Consider the following 17,125-nt stretch of genomic DNA (forward strand, 5'->3'; position numbering starts at 1 on the left):
CTATCGATGGGTCCGCTGATCGTTGATCAGCTTCAGCAACTCCGGTCCCAGCGGCGCATCACCGTCCCTGTGCAGAAGCACCTTGTAGCCGTAGCCGTGCTTGAGCGCGTGCTTTCGCAGCTTTTCCTGGATCTTCTCGGCTTCTTCAAGTGCGGGGACTCTGGCGAAGCGCTTGCCGTCTTCGGCGCGATAGTTGATGACGATCACCCGGGCATCGTTCAGGGTCATGTCCCCGTGGAACTGCACCTCCAGATACGAACGGTCCTCCACATATCCCTTGGCACGGATCTGGTTGCCGAACTCCTCGTCGTGCCGGAATCCGGTCGCCTCAGCAAAGATCAGGCGCACCAGACGCGGATCGGCATCAGCCAGTAGCCCCAGACGGTGACCAGCACCTGTAACCCCCCTCGCACCGGCCGCGTCCGGATAGATGCTGTCGCCAGGCGTGAAAGTGCTCCGGTTAGCCACACCCGGATCCCAATAGATCACAGAGGAACCGTATTGCGGTACGACTTCAAGAGACCTGTAGGACGACGACAGTTCACCGTACTTCGGCAGCCTGCGACTCCCGTCGCGCGTCGGGTTGAACACGTTGTCGAGACTTGTGACATCCAGGAACTTCCCATCGCCGTCCGCGTATCGATCCCGCCGCAGCTCCGGCGCGTAGCCCAGGTTTTCCTCGACACCACCGCGTTTCGAGTAGTACTCCGGCGCTGAATCCGCGGTCTCCCAGGCGTTCTTGATGCGCGAGGACGAGTCGGCCATCAGCGCGTCCAGAAGGGTGCGGTGCATGCGCGGTCCCTGATCGCCGGCGATCCGCTTGCTGAAGTCGATGTTGGTCGCCAGCAGCATGCCGTGTTCCATGTGTGCGCGCACGGACGCCAAGAGCTCCTTGGCGTCCTGGTCCGTCTTCAGTCCGCCCGCATAGCGCTTCGCCCATGCCATGTTCCCGGCCGCATCGCGCAACCGGTCCAGCAGTCGCTTCTCATCGCGTTGTGCGTACATGCGCCCCTTACGCTCCGCCAGCACAAGCGCCGCGACCTGCGAGACGTCCAAGTCACGCCAGTTCATCGGGCGGCTCGCCAGTGCGTCGAACACCGCACGCTGCTCGGCACTGGCACCGCGCAACCGCTCACCCAGCCATTCAACCCCGCGGTCCCGGTTCAGCAGCCAGTGCACGACCTCCGCATCCTTCGCGCTGGGCACCATCCACTGGTGCGGCCGGTTCACCAGCTCCCGCTTGGAAAGCTCCTCTCGCAGTACATCCCGTTCCCGGGTGAACTGCTCGATCTGCTCATCGATGTGCGCGGATCGCCACGCCCGTCCGTCGCGCTCGACCAACCCGTCTCGTCGCGCTGTCAGACGAGCGATCTCCGTCGTCCGCGCCACGATGGCACGCACCAGATCGGCGTTGTTCGCCAGATAGATGAAACCTCCGAGCTCTTCAGGGTCACGGGCATGCGAAAGCTCCTTGTCGATGTGCGGACTGATCGTCTCAGTAAAGAACTTCTCGCTCCGCTCGTCCCGCAAGGACCGCAGCTTCTCGATGGACTCCCACCGATGCAGCACTTCCGGCAGCGGATCCCTCCAGGCCCCACCCTTCCCCTGGTCCTTGCCGGCCGGGTAGTCCATCGGGTGCGGAACCAATCCCATCGGTGTAACGACCGGGCCTTCACCATGTGCAAGCGGTTCACCGGCCGCTTCCCGCGGTTCGGAACGCGCTCCCGCCCACCTGAACACGGGGGCCGGATGCGCGCCATCCGCGTACCGTTGTTGGAACGACAAGGCGGCGGCCGCCCGTAGTTCCGGACCGGAGCGGACAAGCTCCTGACCCTGACTGCCCAGCAAAAACCAACGACCGGTACCAACCCCGCCGACGAACCGCGGCAACGCCCGGCCATCACGCGTCACCACCGTCTCCGTGGCATGCACCCCACCATCAGCCGTCTGCCACACACCACCAGCATCCGTCGCCCACAACTCCACCCCCAACGCCACCGCCAACCGCTCCGCGAACGACGCCTCACCCGACCCCGACCGACGCCCCGCACCACACCCCAACAACGCCACCCGAAACGCCGGAACAAACCGCCGATCCCCAAACACCACCTCCGCGAACCCCTCCGCCCCCACCTCACGACCATCCGGCAACACCGCACGCCCCTCCGCCGTCACATGCACACCCACCACCTGCGTCCCCGCCAGAACCGGCACCAACGCCCGCACCCGATCAACCACCAACTGCTCGTCTTCAGGGCCGAAGAACATCAGCGGCTCCGGCACCGGAACCGACGTCACCTCCACCGGCGGATCCACAAACCGCGGCCGACTCCCATCCCCCCGATACAACACCCACTGCCCACCAGGAACCCGCGCCAAAACATCCACACCCACCCCACGCACATGAGCCACCCACTCCCCGGACACGACCTCACCGTCATGACCCAACACCAGCAACAACCCATCCTGATTATCCGAAGCCACCGCGAAGTTGAACGACCTCGTCCACTCCCGGTATTCGACAGGCTCAGACCGTCCCGGCAACCACAGCACAAGCGGCCTCGGCTCCGCAGCGCCGACAACGCCCGCATCCGCCGGCGCCGAAGACACATCCACATCGACCTCACCGAGCAGACTCGGCATCCACCATCTCGGTATCACCGTCGATCACCGTCCCACTGCCCGCACCAACCGACCCGGCATCGACCATCTCGATGTCGGAATCCGTCACCGCCTCCGCCGAATCCACACCACCACCGGCATCAGCAGACTCCGCAGTCTCATACTCCGACGGACGCCCACCCCGCACCTCAACAGGCACCGACGCCGCCATCACAGCCGCAACACGCCACGCCCCCAACTCCGACGAACCATCCACGTGCAACCGAGCAGCAACCACCTGCACCATCCGCCCCCACACACCCTGCAACACCATCCCAACCCGTCTACTGGAACGCGGAGGGCCCGGCCACACACTCTCCAAAACCCTCTCAGCCCGCTGCTGCAATACCGCCACCTGATCAGCCGACAAGCCCCCCAAATACCGCTCGCTCTCCTCGAACTCCCCTCTCCACCGCCGCTCCACACCAGCAACCGCCGCCTCCCGGCCCAACTCAGCCACCAACATGCGACGTTCGCCAGAACCCACCGACCGCAACACATCCGACCCGACACCCTCACCAGCGACGAAACCACCAGCCTCCGCACGCTGCCCGTCCGCGGAAGAGACCGCGGACGCGACCTCACCAGCACCGCCATAAGCCGGCACCGAACCACCCTCATAGCCCGGCAAAACCTCACCAAGCGCCTCAGGATCACCGACCTCACCACCCCGCCGCCAATGCAACCCCGCCGTGACACCGCGCAACTGATCCAACGCGGTGTCAATATCGAAAGCCGGGGTGCGGTAGCCGTCGTACACGAAGACGGGCCGCGGCGGGCCACCAAGCTCACGCAACCCCTCGGCCAATGCGGTGGCATACCAGTCCGGGAGCGAGGTGTTGTCTCGCGCGTATGCCACGATAGCCACCGTGCGCCCCGGACGGTTGCCACCCACCGCCGCGAACTGAGGGGACGCCAGGAGATCCATGCCGAGCACGACGGGCTGCTCCGCCAACGCCCGCTCGTTCTGGCTGTTGAGCACCGGAACTTCCTCGTCCTCGACGTTTACGAAGACGAACACGGGGTCCGGGTCCAGAACCTCGACCGCGCGTCGCAGCATTCCCCCGTAGAGATCCCATTTGCCCCACCTCGCCCACCGATCTCCTTGCTCCTGGGCGGTGGTCAAACCGATGGCGTTGTCCGCCTCTCCTTCCCCCACGCGCAACGTCACAGCCCTGACCCTCGCCTCCAGTCGGGGAGCGACCATGCCGCTGGGCGCCAGCACCCTCAGACCCGCCCGCACCAAGAGTTTGCCCCCCAAGAGCGAAACACGGTGCTCCGAAACATAGACAGCCCGATCAGGATCAGGCGTACCCAACAGCCCCATCACCAACCCGTCAAGGTCCTCGCTCTCAACGGGCTCTCCCGCCTCACCCACCTTGACGATCACCACCGGCCGCCGCCAGTCACCTCGAATCGCATCCAGGTATTCCGGTTCCCGCGCCAGGTTCCGTCCGAACCGTGCGGCGGGTAGGTCACCGGTGATGGGGTCGACGATCTTGTTGCCCGCCTGGCTCACCACCACGACCACCGGTTGCCGACCACCGCCATACCCCAACTGCGATAGCAACCTCGAAACACCGAACTCGCGAATCCGCTCCACAACGTCCAGATCGGCATCCCGCACAAAGGAAACCAGCCGCGGCCGCCGCCTCAAACCCGAACCACCACGCTGGCCGACACCCGACGGAACCTCGACCAGCGCCTGCGACCGCCCCCCGTTGAAGCCGAGTGGCCCTACCGCCAGGAATACTGGCCGTTGGACACCGTCGCCGCGCAGACCCGCCGCGAGCGACCGGACGTCCTGCTCTGTCAAACCGGTCGGCCAGCTGCTGAAAAGGACCACAACCGGACGAGTCTTATCGCCGTTGACGAACTCCTGGAAACGCGCGCTTCCAGCGACGCTGAAACCGAAGTCCGAAGGACCGACAACCAACATTCTACGAGTCGACGGATCAACCACGTGGAAGCGCCCGCGCTCTGGGCGCACCATCAGGACGAAGGCGGGCTTGTCACCGCCGATCTCCGCGGGGATCCAGTCCACATTCACGTTGAACGACCGCACCGAGGCCGACGCGCGATACTGCACCACGATTCCCCGCGCGTGGGCGTGATCGGCGCCTTCTGGGCGGTCCGCCTCATCGCCCATCGGTGTCCATCCCGGGGGTGGAACGAAGCGCGGTGGGTTCGTGCGGAGATCGAGGCGACCTGCGCCCGTATCGTCTCTCAGCAGTCGGAAGTCTCGGTCGGTGACGAAGACATCCCTGTTCGTGTCGTTGGACCGCAAACCTCGGGCGAACTGCCGCCCGGCCTCTTCACTGAGACCGGTTGGCGATCCAATGGTCGCCAACACGACAGGTCCGCGCCCCTGCTGAATGGCAGTCGAGACGTAGTGCTCACTGAGCCCCAGCCGGCGGCCGAACTCATAGGCGTCGACGTTGCCGGTGTGCGTGACGAACTCGTCTCCCCACAACCGCGCGAGCACTACGGTCGCCGCCCCCAGGCCGAGAGTGGCCGGTGCGTTGAACCCGTCCAGAGACCAGTTCATCCACCAGTCCAGATCCGCCGTCGTCGCGTTCGCCGCTAGTAGGCGCTGCTGCCCGAAGAGACCCAGATCCCTAACCGGAAGCGCGTCATCTTCATCAATGGCGTACGGAAGTCCGCCGACAGGACGCAAGGCCGGATCTCCCGCGATCCGGAAACGGTTGCGGCCCTGCCCTTCATCGCTGACCTGCAGTTCCACCTGATTGGAAACCCAGACCCGGCCCTCGTGTCCCGCACGGCGAACGGCCCTGGCGAACTCCTGCCGGGCCCGCTCGTCCATGGGACTCCCACCGCCCGGCAGAATCGTCAACAGCACCACGGGCCTTGTGGGATTGCCCGCTGCGGCTTGGCGGAACAAATCACCTTCCACCACGCTGCGGGCGAGCTCACCGGGGCTCAGGTGGTCGTCCTCGAACGTGCGCGGATCGACAGTGTGAAATACTCTTTCGCGGCCTTTCCACGCCGCGAGCACGAGGATCGGTGACGGATGGCCGACCGCTGTCCGCACCTCCTGGAGATCGACACCCGCATCGAGCCATTGCTGCCAGCTCTGCGCGCGTACGGGGCTCGTCGGGTAGGCGACCAGGTTCGGTGTCGTCGTATCCGTGCCCGCGATCATGCCCAGCACCGGCGACCAGGGGACCACTCGATCGAAGGACTGAGCCAGAACGGCGTTGTTCTCGCTGTCCAGTTGGGGGCCGTGCGAAAGCCCGTCGTATGCGGCTACGTGGATCGGCCCGCGATGTCCCGCCTCCCGGAAACCCGCGAGCAACTCCTGCCGGCCCAGCTCCGTCAGCGCTTCCGCACCCCCCCAGAAGTAGGTGAAGACAACGACAGCACGAGTGTTGCTGGCTCGTCCGCCGATCCGGTGGGACCGGAGATCCTCGACCACCTGACGAGCGAACTCACGCGGGCGCAGGTCTTCCGTTCTCCAGGGGTGGCTGTCGGCGACGGTGAACCTGCCCCCTGGAGTGATCCACGCCAGCACGAAGGCCGGCGACCGAGAGCCAACCGCGTCCCGCGCGGCCTTCATGCTATGCATCCCGGCCGCGATTCTTCGGAATTCGTCCACCTTGTCGCTGTCAGTGGGATAAGCCAGAGCGTTCAACTTCGCCGAGTCGAGCTGCAGGGGGAGCACGCTCGGCTCCAAGCCAGACCTCAGCACAAGTCCCGTGCCCTCGACCTCGGTCCGCTCCCGCGCGGCAACCAGACCGAAACCGCGCGGATCATGTGAAATGTAGCCATACGCCAGCAGACCATCCCGAACACGGTCCCCACCCTCACGCAAACCCTCAGCGAACCGCCGCACGAGCTGCTCACGACTCAGCGCACCGAGACCCGCGCTCCCACCCATCACCACCAGCACCACCGGACCCGACCCATTACGACCCGCAACCCGCCGATACTGCGCGGTCTTGGCCACCCGCCGACCAAGCTCCCGCGGCGTAGCGATCGTCAACTGCTCGCCGCTGGCCCCATCAGTCAGCAAAAAGAGCCGATCAGTCCCGGAACTCTCCCTCCTCGACTGAACCACCACGATGACCGGATCCAAACCAGGGCCAATACCCAACTCGCCCCGCACCTGACCCAGATCCACCCGACCACCATGGAAACCCTCCCACCACTGCGCAGACACATCATCCACCGCATACACAACGGTGTTCTCGACACCACCACCCAAACGCACCGCCACAGCCCGCGTGCGCTCATGCCACAACACACGCAACTCCTCCAACGTCGGCGGCCACCCCCCACCGAGACGCCGCTCAGCATCCAAAAGCAACTCGCCCAGATACCGCACCTCCTCCGGACGAACCGCCGCGGTACTGCCAGTCAATTCCCGAACCACCGGATGGGCGTCCTCGGCAGAGGCGGTCCTCCTCACCACTCGATCGGTGTCGCGGAGCCAGTCGTCCAGCGCCTGAGCCGCCGACGCGTCCTCGATAGACGGTCTCTCAGCCAGTTCCGCGGTCAGCGCAAGGGTGTTGAAGAGCCTCTTGCGCACCCACCGCCATTCATCCGGGTCGCTGGTGTCCTCGTCATAGCCAATTTCACCGGCCAGTCGTTTCAAACCGGCATCATCGAATTCGATGTTGATTTTCCAGTCGGACAACAGCCTGGCGACGTTGGGCGGGACATACGAGCTGATCTTGAGTCCGCCACGACCACCCCACCGGATCACAGCCTCGATCCGCGCATCGTCCGGATACCTCGACGGCTCGGAACGGTTCACCGCGGCCCGCAGCTCCGGACCGGACCGCACCAGCTCCCGCCCCTGGCCATCCAGCAAAAACCATTGGCCGGTACCCAATCCGTCGACGAATTCCGGCACCAGTCGGCCGTCTTCGGTCACCGACACCTCCGTGGCGTGCACGGCGCCGTCCGGCGTTTGACTGACAGTCGCATTCGATACCCACACCCGCGTACGCAGCGTGCGGGCGAACCGTTCCGCGAACGTCAGTTCACCCGGCGCCCGCCGGTGTGCCGCGCAGCCGAGCAACGCGATTTCCGATCCCGGTACGTAACCCCGGTGCCGCCGCACCTCCTCGGCGAACTCTTCCGGGGCGACCTCCCGTCCGTCCAGCAACGCACGCCGCCCGTCCAGTGTCAGGTGCACTCCGACGACCTGGGTGCGCGGGAGCTCCGGCGCCAGCTCCGCTGCGCGGTCCAGGGTCCCCTCGTCATCCTCCGGTCCTCGGAACAGCAACGGTTCCGCACGCGGCGCCTGGATCATCTCGGTGGGCGGGTCGACCGGTCGTGGCCGGCTCCCGTCCGCGCGGTGCAGCATCCACTTCGCGCCCCGGCCCCGGTCCACCCTCGCCAGCACGTCCGCGCCCGTATCCCCAAGCTTGGTGACGGCCTCGGCGGAGACGACGGTGCCTCCGTGGCCGATGACCACCAGCGGACGGGCTGCTTGCGGGGCAGCTGCGGCGTGGCGCGGTGACCGGGTCCAGGCGGGGTACTCGGCGATTTCGCGAGACCCGTGGAAAGGCAGGGCCACCGGTGCGCTGCGCATGCCCCAGCGGAAGTCGGAGCGTGGCGCACGCCCGCCTTGGGCCTTGACACCGGAACTCGCCAGCGCCGATACGAGATCCGCGCCGGCCAGCCGGCGCGCTCCACCTGTGGACGGCAGCAAATGCCAATGCCCGGCTGTCGCGGTCCGCCCGTCCCCTCCGAACACCGAGTCGGCCCACTGGGCCCACGTCTGCGTTCCGCGGCGGACGAACGACAGGTCACCGGACACCACCCGGCCGTCAGCCGCCTGCCAGACCTCGTGGTCGGCCGCGATGACGTCGACGCCCAGGGTGTCACGCAGCTCGGTCGCGTCGGCGAGACCGGAGGAGCCGACCAGCACGATCGGCCGTCGTGCCCAGCCCGGCAGTCGCTCGATGCTCAACGCCAGCTCGGAGATGGTGAGCGTGCCGCCCGCTCCGTCGGAGATGGCGCCAACCGCATCGGCGGTCAGGCCGACGACCAGGTGTCCGGGGACCTTGGGCAGCAGCGCCAGCGCGGCTTGGTCGGCGGCATCGCCGCCAGGCGTCCATGCCTCCGGCATCCCCGACGAGGCCGCAGCCGGTACGGCGGATGGCTGGGACGGCTCCGAAGGCGGAAGGGGCAGGTTCTTCGCCGCCGCCTGGTCGGCCTCCACGATGAAGTAGCCGCCGTTGTCGATGGTGACCTCGACCTCGGCCGGCTTGCCCCGCAGGGAGTGGAAGAAGTTGCGATGCAGGGTCCGGTCGGTGAGCGTGTAGAGCGCCTTGCCCGCCCGGTACAGGTGGAAGGTCCCCTTCTTCTCGGTGGTGACCTCCCTGGCGGCGCTGCCCGTGGCGACCTGGCTGTCCACCTTCGTACTACCGCCCGCGACGCCTGCCGACGGGTCGAGCGTGCTTACCTCGCCCGGAAGGATCAGGTTCTGACGCTGCGAACCGGAGCTGCTGGTCATGAACTGCGCCATCGCGGGCAGTGACGCGCTCAGGGTGCTGTTGGCCAGGTGGTTGAGTTCGTGCTCGGATCGTTCCTCGTGGGTCAGCTCGCCGGTCGCGGTGAGGGAGCCGACGTACTCGATGTCGGCGAACCGCAGCCGCACCGCCAGGCCGTGCTCGTCATCCCAGACCATCCCGCTGTCGACCATGTCCGGGATCAGCACCGGAGCGTCGAGCAGCTCCGGCATCATCGAGGTCAGGCCCTCTTCCCCGCCGAGCTGCCACACGAGGTGCCCCGGCAGGGTGGCCGGACGGACCCAGCCGTTTCCGCTGGGTGCCCGCATCGACGTGTCCACCACGGTGGCGTCGTCGCCCGGCTGCTGGTCCGGGCGTGCCAGCGTGGCGGCCAGCCAGGGGAACAACCGCTCACTTCCGGGCAACGCCACCGGGATGATGTCGAGGCCCCGCAGGTCCACCGGCAGCGGTCCCATCTCCATCGCGCCGCCCGCCGGTACGGCCTTGCCGCTGATCCGCACCGGCCGCGGCACCGGCGGCGCCGTGGTGGTCAGGCCGGCCGGGATCGTGAACACCGCTGTCCCGTCTCCGACGAACCGCCGCTGCTGCGGTGTCCGGGCGGAATCCTGCATCGCCGACCACAGCTCGATGCCCCGTTTCGGGGCCGTGAGCAGCAAGCTGTTCAGCGCCGCGTTCGGTACCCAGGAGCGGTACATCTCGACCTGGAACCAGACCGGCCAGGTGTAGGAGTACGAAGTCTCGTCCTCCCCGGTCAGCCGCCTCTTGAACGCGTCACTACTGGTATCGCGCTGGCCGCGCGCCTGCTCCCGGGTGTAGGTCCCGTCGGGGTGGCCACCCGCCCGGCGCACGTTCCCGTCGAAGCTCGCCACCGCCAGGGTGCTACCGGTGATCGCGGCGCCGCTTCCGCGCGATGCGGACTGCCAGCGCTTCTCCGAGTGCTGGAACGACGTGTCGGACTTGAACTCGTTGTTCGGAACCGCCCGCGGGTCGGGCGCGTACCCCGCGCGTACGACGAACTCGATCGTCTCGGTTCCCACTCCCTGCGACCGCGCGGCGAGCAGCGACACCCCGGATGTCGACGCCTGGCCGAAACGACTGCCCAGAGCGACCGGTGAGGCCATTGCGTCCACGGAGCCGGAGATACCGGTGGACAGCTCCAGGAAGCGACCCGTGCCGAAACCAGGGGCGTGTTCGGCGATCAGGTCCTTGATCACCGAGGCGACCAAGTGCGCGTTGGAGATTTCGGAAACGATGGTCGGGCCCAGGCCCGCTCCGAAGAACACGAACTCGGGGGGATAGCGGATCTCGATGGCCGGCTCGGGCCTCGGCTCCACCCCGGTGGGCAGGTCGAGGTACCTGGTACGCGGCGGCTGTCCCTCCGCTTCCGGCTCCAGCCCCGGGTTCCGGCGCAGCCGTTGGGCGATGACATCGGCCAGCAGGAACTCGATACCGCCGTTCACCGCGATCAGTTCCGTTTCCGGGACCGAGTCCGGCTCTCCGTAACCGGTGATCTCGAACAGGGCGTGCGCCCGGTAAAGGTGGGTCGCTCCTGTCGTCTTGCCGATCCGCCGGCGCGAGGTTCCCAGACCGTAGGAGGCTGCCTCCTCGGAGATGGCGGTGGCCCGCCCGGCCAACGCGGGCATCACGTGCGCGCGCTCACCTGATTTCGATCCGAACTGCCACAGGGACGAGAGGCGGAACCGGCCGTCCAGGCCCTTTCCTTGCGACTTCTGCCCATCCACCTTCAGCCCGCCGTCGGAGACGTCCTCAAGGCTGAGCTTGTCCGGCACCGTTCCGACCGGGTGGGCGTCGAACAGCCGCAGTCGCACCCGGCCCCCGGGAACCGGCAGCCCCTCGGGCGCCAGCAGCTGGTCGAAGTGCGACGCCAGCGGCTCCTCTTGCTCGGGTACCGCGTCGGCTCGTCCCGGGAGGCCCTCCAGCACATCGGCGATGTCTTCGCCCAGGAAGGTGTAGGGGCTGGCCACACCCGGTGGCACAAGGAACTCGACGTCCAGCTTGAACGGGTTGTCGTCCTGGGCGTCGTAGTCGAAGTCGCGAATGAGCTGCCCGAGGTGGGCCACATCGTCTTGCGGTGTGGTGGGTGCCAGCGGTTCGGGCACCATGATACGCGCCCAACCCGAGACCTTGGAGCTCCCGACGACCGAGTAGCTGCTCCATGTCGAGGGGTTGCTTGCCGTCGACGAGTCGCGCGGCATCGAGCCGAGTTCGATGCCGGCGCCCTCCCGTTCGTCGCCGTCGCGCCGACCCGAGCCGATCTGGAACAGGCCGAGCCTGCGATACCACGGCTCCAGCCGCGCCGTCGGCGGTGTGGTGGCCGCCGTCGAAACCGAGACCAACCAGGTGACCCGCCGGTCGAAGGTGATCGCCGGCCCCTTGTACTTCTGGCGCCGGTTGAGCTTGTAGCCCTGCCCTATGGCGGTACCCGCCGCGTACGAGAACACGGCCGACGAACCGAGCGAGATTCCGAAGTTGCGCCAGAAGTCCTTTCGCCTCGTACCGATCGCGGCACCCGACTCCAGACCGAAGCGGTGCTGGCTGCCGGCCTTCGTCTTGAACTCGGTCCGGGTAGCGCTCTTTATGGTCAGGTCGACGGTGGCCTTGTCGAGCTTGCCGGTCCCGATCAGGGCCCCCAACTGCGGCTTGGCATCGATCACCACCAGTTGGTCACCGATCCGGACCGTCCTGGTGACCCCGCGCAGGTCCGTGCTGAACCGGCCGAAGAGCGCGGGCACACCGAAGGCCGCGGTCACCTGCGCCTCGACGGCCGCCCGCTGGTCGTGGCGCAGCGAGCCGAGCTCGTCGCCCACCGACTCGCGCACCAGCCGCCACACCTCCGGTAGCACCAGCTCGGCTCCAGGCAGGCGGCTGACCGTGCCACCGCCGATGGTCTTGTTCGCGGCCAGCATGTCCGGCTGCCGGGGCTCGCCCTCGGGGATCGTGATCTCCGGCCGCCTCGCGTGATCCGCCACGACAACGGCGGGCCGCGTCACCTCACCCTCCTCGAAGGGGTCGGCCGCCGACTGCGGGCGCTCCTCGGCGACCGTGATCTCCGGCATCTTCGAACCGCCGGCCACCACATCGTCGAGCCGCGCCGCGTCACCCCCCGCGAACCGGTCGGCCGCCGACTGCGGGCGCTCCTCGACGACCGTGATCTCCGGCATCTTCGAACCGCCGGCCACCACATCGTCAAGCCCGGCGGACTCGAACGGCTCGTCCAACCACTGCTCCAGCAGCCGGCGCCCGGTCCCGGAACTCTCGGCCAGCAGAGTACGAAGTGGCCGCAGAGCGGCTTCGGCCGCGGAAACCTCCTCGAGGCGGGCGAAGTCTTCGGCCGGCATCCAGAGGTATGCCTTCTCCTCGACGAGATCCACACCTTCCAGCGCCGGCTCGGAGGAGGTCCGCTCAACACGCACGTCCAGCGTCGCCTCCACCAGGACGGCGTCGCCATCGACGGTGGTTACGCTCTTCTTCCCCGCACCGCTGGTCATGCCCTGTGTCATCGACTCCGCCGCTGTCCTGGCACCGGACACCGAGGAGGGCGTGATCATGGTGTAAGCACCGAGCCCGCGGCGGTTCTCGTCCACATCGGCGACGATGCCGGGACCCGTGACCACCGACAGCTCGGAGTTGGCGAACCGCGTCTGACTGCTGTCGACCTTCTTGTCGGTCGAGGCGCTCTGACGTAGCACCACTCCCGGAACGACGCGTTCGTCCACCCTCCGCACCGCGCGCAGATCCGCGGAAACCTCCAGCGACAGGGTTTTCAGCCCCACGCCCGGCAGCCGGTAGGCGCTTGGGCGATAGCCCCCACCGGTGATCTGGAAGAACCGCGAGAGCACGGACTCCTCGGACAGCTCGCGGGCGACCGCGTCGCGCACGCCGGTACCGACCGTGGACAACGGGAGGTTGGCGAGGACCTGCGCACGGGTTCGCCGCATGGCGGCGGCTTGCGGCGCGGCGAACACCTCGTGCAGCGCTGACGAGGGAACGGCCCGCACGGGCTGGTCCGCACCAGGGTTGACGGTGGCGGGCGGCAAGTCCTCCGCGAGATAGCGGATCAGTGCCACGTTGTCGAGCGGGTCCGTCCGGTAGGTCTCGGGCGTCTCCTCCGAGCCCTCCCGCACGTCGATGGCGATCTTCCCGTCCACGACGAAGTGGCGCGGGGTGGCCCGGCCGGACATCGACCGCGAATAGTCGATCGCGGTGCTGACGCCGCGCTGCTGGTTGCTGCCACCACTACCCCGCGCGGAGGGGGTGAGGACGAGGTTGCGAAGCACGCCTTTCTTCGCGGTACCGATCAGGTTCGGCAGGGTGACCGGGATGCCCGACTGCGACGACTGCTCCTGGGCGGCGGTCAGGTTCGCATCGGCGTAGTGGACGCCGTACTCGACCAGACCTTCCTCCTCCGGGAGCACCACCGCCGTGGCCGCCGTGCGTTCGAAGAACAGGTGCAGTTCACGGGAGCCGACCTCCAGGCGGATTCCTTCGTCTTCCAGCCTCCTCAGCGTGTCCATGATGCTGGTGTCGGTGAACAGGTTCCGGATCGGCTTGCCTGCGGCTTCCCGCAGGTCCTCCGGCAACGCGTCCAGCACCTTCTGGACTTCGATTTCACCGGCCTGTTGCACCTTCCCGCTGCCGACAGCGCCACTGGCCGCGTAGGGCGGCAGCTCGACTTGCCGGACCGTCACATCGGCGCGGTCCGCCGCCGAGCGTGCGCCGGCGATCGCCTTGCCGGCGTTCGCCGCCTCCTGCTTGGCGAGCGCCCGCACGGCTTCGATCTTGTCCCTGGCATCGTCGGCACGGGCGCTCGCCTCGCGATGCGCGGCCGACAGCTCGCTCACACGCTCCTGCCCAGCGCGCAGCTCCTCGGCGGCGGTTCGCAGGCGCGTTGCCGCGTCGGCGGCGAGCCGCATGAGCGATGCGCGCTCCTCGGACCCCGGTGTGGCGAGGTCGAGCTGCTCCCGCAGCATCTGCGCCTCAACACGGGCGCCCCAATCAGCCGCGCGCTTGAGCACCAGGTCCTGCCGAGCCTCGTCGAGGTCGGCACGCTTTCCGTCCTGCCGCCGCTCAGCCTCCGCCAGCTCTTGCCAGGCCGCGGCGAGCTCCTCCATTCGACGCTGGGCGTGCTCAACGCTCACCGCGGCCGAGGCGGCCAGGTCAGCCGCCGCTGTGACGAGCGCGTCGGTCTCCGCCGGGTCGGCCACCTCGACATCGGCGGGGGCCGGCGCGTCCGGCGCTGCCGCGTCCATGGCGTTGTAGATCTCGGTGAGCCTGGCGTCCGACGCCGTGACCCTGTTCCGGGCGTCGGCCACTCCTTCGGTGCGGGCCGAGTTTCGCAACCGCGCCAGGTCGAGTGGCGGACCGGCCCGGAAACGGGCAGTGGGTGCGCGCAGGTGCTCCCAGCCGGGTAGCAGCTCGGCGCCCTCCGGCAGGGGTGCACCGCCCGGCCTCTCGACGCTCCGCTCGCCGCCCGGCCGAGTCGTGTTCCAAACGCCGGTCGCCGGCAAGACCGGAACCATCCGCCCATCCGCCCCCACCCTCGCCCCAGTGACCACCGGCGCATAACCAAGCCCCTCCGGACCAAACCACATCAGCTGCGGCGTCCAGATCACCTCGACACCCAGCTCGGCGTCCAACCCGCGCGCGAAACCCTCACTGATATTGCAGGCATACAACCGAACCGGCATGCCCGGCACCCAACCGCTGATCAGATCCGCGAAGTCATGCGCGGTCACAGCCCGCCCGTCGACGACCACCCCACCATCCCCACGCCCCTGCACCACCACGGCAAACACACCGGCTTCCACCGGCAAATTCCGCGCAGCGGCGTGGACCTCGCCGGTGGAGTCACTGGTCACGAGCATCCCGGCCGGAATCAGCTCCACGACCCCAGGCGCCCCCGACTCGCCGAACTCAGAGGTCCCGCCCGGCGCTTCCGGCGGGTCCTGCAGAGCATCCGCGGGAGCACCGGCCTCGTCGGAAAGCGCCGAACTTCCCTCCGGGTCGAGGGATTCCGCTTCCGGATCCGGGTCCAGCTCGTCGGCAGCCGTTGCCTCAGTGGTCCGCGGGCTGTCCTGGCCACTTCGCGGCTGCTCCGTGACCACGTTCCACAAGGCATTGATCAACTCGCCGAGATCGAGCCCATCGACGCCGGTCCTACCGTCCGCCCCTTCCGGCGAACCGCCTGAGCTTTCTCGTGCGGCGGAGGGCCTCGGCGCCTCGGGAAGCATCTCGAACAGCTCCGACAACCCAGAGCCACCGGACCGCGCCACGGATTCACCGGCCGAAGGCGGCTCATCGGCCTCCAACATCACTCCGGCCGCCAGAGCATCCAGCTCCTCGCGGAGCTCCTCCAGGTGCCGCACATGACGCCCGTCCTCCCGGCTCCACGATTCACGCGGCTGGTGGCGGTACAGAGACGCCTCCGCCATCGCCGCACGCAGAGCAGGCCGGTGGGACTCGGGCCTACCCGCGAGGTAACCGGCCAGCACGTCGTACGCGCTCAACAGCCCGGCAAGAGCCGCATCCACGCGCTCGCTCACCCAGGACGAACCCAGCTCGGCCAACGCCACCGGCCGACCCGACTCCTCCCGCAACACCACCAACCGCTCGGCAAGACTCCGCACATCCGCCACAGACACCGGATCGACGTCACCCAAGCCCAGCCACTCACGAACCAACCCACGCAAATGCTCTGGCGCCACCCCAACCGAATCGCTCAACTCGGGAACGGTCTCCGCCAACGCCTCACCCACCTCGCGGGCATAGCGCAGATCATCCGCCCGTAAATCCGCGGCCCTCCGCACATCTGCCAGCACTGCGGCCAACGCACCCAGACGGACGATCCGCTGCCGGTCACCGCGGCTAAGCCCGTCTTGTCCGTCCACACCCAGCGCATCACCACCGAATCGATGCACCAGCTCGTCGGCCAACAGCAACGGGCCCAGACCCGAAACCTCGAAGGCCACACGCGCCGCCCGAGCCTCCGTGGCCACCACCTCGGCGTGCGTGCGCAGCTCCTCAAGGGAAGACGCCTGGCGTGCGTCTGACGGACGCCACAGACCCGCGCTCTCACCGACGACCCCCGCGATGCCGTCCGCCCGCATACGCAACTCGGACTGGTACCAGCTCGGAAGCGCCGCCAAATCGGCCGCTGCCCTGGCGAGGGAATCCCGCAACGCGGCAAGCGCTCTCTCCGTACGTTCCGCGACTTCGTTGCGCTGCGCGGTCCAGACCCGGTGCAGGCCGTCCCACGTCACTTCTCCCTCACGCGCCTGCCCCAGCACCAACTCAGCCAGATGCCGCACATCGGCATCGGTGACCGGATGCTGCCCGGCGGTCTCAAAACCATCCGCCCAACGCCGCACTACCGCACGCAAATGCTCTTCGATACGCGCTTCGTCGATCTCGCCGAACCTGAGCCCGGCCTCACCGTCCACCGCCTGCCGCAACCGGACCAGCCTCGGTGGCAGTCGATCAGTCTCCTCAGCGACCATGGCCAACTGATCGCGATTCGGCCGCTCCCCGAACACGGACACCGCAAGCTGCGAGAGGCTGGTCAAACGCGCCCAACCGTCACGGGCGTCCGATATGTACGCGCCTATCGAGCGCGCGAGTTCGTAGCCGTTCCGATACTCCCGCGCCAGCTCCAGCAGCGCTGCCTCGGCCGGGTCACCGGTGCTGTCCCGGGCGGCCCTCATCTCCTCGGCCAGCCACTCACCCTCAGCGCGGAGCTCTTCCAGCCTCCTCGCCCGGTCCCCGTCGGTCGGCCGCCACGGCACACCGCGCTCCTCGCCGACGAGAGTCATCAACTGGTTCGCCCGTTCCTGCACACTCGGCCGTGCCGCCATGGCCTCGGCCGTCGTCAGCACATTCAGGGAAAGCTGCAGCCCAACCAACGCACTACGACCGCGATCTGCCAGCGTCCCAGCGTCGGCACG

At 67.8% G+C, this 17,125-nt stretch carries 2 protein-coding genes (1 of these 2 running past the window's edge); both read right to left on the reverse strand.

Translation table 11 applies throughout. From position 1 onward, the window contains the following. Window positions 1-2,643: a hypothetical protein gene (locus SACE_RS26380; RefSeq protein WP_009947473.1), complete on the reverse strand. Its 2,643-nt coding sequence runs from the start codon at window positions 2,641-2,643 to the stop codon at window positions 1-3. Further along, window positions 2,624-17,125, reverse strand: the 3' portion of a protein-coding gene (locus tag SACE_RS26385; RefSeq protein ID WP_143538231.1) for a hypothetical protein. The gene runs 10,692 nt beyond the window's last position; the window shows 14,502 of its 25,194 coding nt (coding positions 10,693-25,194); its start codon lies off the right edge, out of view; its stop codon occupies window positions 2,624-2,626. Before SACE_RS26385 ends, SACE_RS26380 begins: the two co-directional genes overlap by 20 nt.

The sequence above is a fragment of the Saccharopolyspora erythraea NRRL 2338 genome, from assembly GCF_000062885.1.
Taxonomy (GTDB): Bacteria; Actinomycetota; Actinomycetes; order Mycobacteriales; family Pseudonocardiaceae; genus Saccharopolyspora_D; species Saccharopolyspora_D erythraea.